We start from the raw sequence: 2,157 nt of genomic DNA on the forward strand, positions 1-2,157 counted from the left end.
GCGGATGTCGATGTGGTCGAGGCGCACGGCACGGGAACGGTGCTGGGCGACCCGATCGAGGCCCAGGCGCTGATCGCCACCTACGGTCAGGATCGTCCGGAGGACCGGCCGTTGTGGCTGGGCTCCATCAAGTCGAACATCGGTCACGCCCAGGCCGCCGCCGGGGTGAGCGGTGTGATCAAGATGGTGATGGCGCTGCGCAACGGCGTCATGCCGCAGACCCTGCACGCCGAGGAGCCCTCTCCGCACGTGGACTGGTCGGCCGGTGCCGTGGAACTGCTCACCGAGGCCCGTCCCTGGGACGTCGAGGACCGCCCGCGCCGGGCGGCGGTGTCGTCCTTCGGGATCAGTGGCACGAACGCGCACGTGATCATCGAGCAGGGACCGGCGGTGGAGCCTGAGCCTTCCGGCGCTGAGCTGCCGGTGACGCCGTGGCTGCTGTCGGCCAAGACCCCCGAGGCGCTGCGGGCGCAGGCCGGGCAGCTCGCGTCGTGGGTGGAGGAGCGGCCTGAGCTCGACGTGGCTGACATCGGCTGGACGCTGGCGAGCGGTAGAGCGCTGCTGGAGCAGCGCGCGGTGGTGATGGGCGCCGACCGGGCCGAGCTGGTGGCGGGCCTGCGTGCCCTGGCCGACGGTACGACGACGCCGGATGCGGCCCGTGGTGGCGGGCTGGCGATGTTGTTCGCCGGTCAGGGCAGCCAGCGGGTGGGGATGGGCCGTGAGCTGGCCGCCGCGTTCCCGGTGTTCGCCGACGCGCTGGACGAGGTCTGCGCGTTGCTGCCGGGGGCGGTCCGTGAGGCGATGTTCTCCGACCCCGACGGTGTGCTGAACGAGACGGGGATGACCCAGCCGGCGCTGTTCGCCTTCGAGGTCGCTCTGTATCGGCTGCTCACCTCGCTGGGGGTGACCCCGGACGTGCTGGTCGGCCACTCGGTGGGCGAGATCGCGGCCGCGCACGTGGCCGGGGTGCTTTCGCTGCCTGATGCGTGCGCCCTGGTCTCCGCCCGTGCCCGGTTGATGCAGGCGTTGCCGGAGGGTGGGGCGATGCTGGCCATCGCCGCTCCCGAGGCGGACGTGCTTCCGCTGCTGGAGGGCCGCCGGGACGTGAGCATCGCCGCGGTCAACGGCCCGGAAGCCGTGGTCATCTCCGGCAGTGAGGTCGCGGTGGAGGAGGTCGCGGGCTTGGTGAGTACGCGGACGCGCAGGCTGCGCGTGTCGCACGCCTTCCACTCGCCCCTGATGGAGCCGATGCTGGCGGAGTTCGAGCAGATCGTCTCCGGGTTGACCTTCAGTGAGCCGACCATCCCGGTCGTTTCCAACGTGACGGGCCGGCCCGCTGAGCCGGGGCTGTTGACCGACCCGGGGTACTGGGTGCGGCACGTGCGGGAGGCGGTGCGCTTCGCCGATGGGGTGGCTGCCTGCCAGGCGGGTGTGTTCGTGGAGGTCGGGCCGGACACCACCCTGACCGCGCTGGCTCAGCAGAGCGTGCAGGACGGCGTGTTCGTCGCGACCGCGCGCAAGGACCGTGACGAGGTCCGGACGCTGATCGAGGCGCTTGACCGGCTGCACACCCACGGTGTCTCGCTCGATTGGGACGCTCTCTTCGCTCCGGCGCGGCCACACCGCGTGGACCTGCCGACGTACGCCTTCCAGCGTGAGCGCTTCTGGGTCCCCACACAGATCGAGACCGGCGACATGGCCGGTGTGGGGCTCGTCGCCATCGATCATCCGTTGTTGAGTGCGGTGACGGAGGTTGCCGGGGGTGGGTCGGTGGTCTTCAGCGGCCGTCTGTCCACCGCTACGCAGCCGTGGCTGGCTGATCATGCGGTGAACGGGACGGTGTTGGTGCCGGGGACCGGTTTGCTGGAGCTGGTGTTGCGGGCCGGGGCCGAGGTGGGCCGGCCGCTGGTGCGGGAGCTGACGTTGCAGGCTCCGCTGGTGCTGGCCGCCGAGGGCGGGGTGCAGGTCCAGGTCGTCGTCGGCGCGGAAGAGGAGTCGGGCGGTAGGGCGGTCTCGATTCACTCGCGTCCGGAAGATGACGCCATGGCGCCGTGGACAGGGCATGCCGAGGGGGTGTTGAGTGCGGAGCCGCTGCCGGTGGCGGGGTTCGAGCTGGTGCAGTGGCCGCCGGTGGATGCGGTGGCGGTGGAGGTGGGC

The 2,157-nt window shown here is 71.4% G+C and carries 1 protein-coding gene; it reads left to right on the plus strand.

Going from position 1 to position 2,157, the window contains the following annotated elements:
• A partial coding sequence (locus ACTOQ2_RS43755; protein ID WP_440107917.1) for a type I polyketide synthase occupies positions 1-2,157 on the plus strand: 2,157 nt, incomplete at both ends.

Source organism: Streptosporangium sp. H16 (genome assembly GCF_051918855.1).
Lineage (GTDB): Bacteria > Actinomycetota > Actinomycetes > Streptosporangiales > Streptosporangiaceae > Streptosporangium.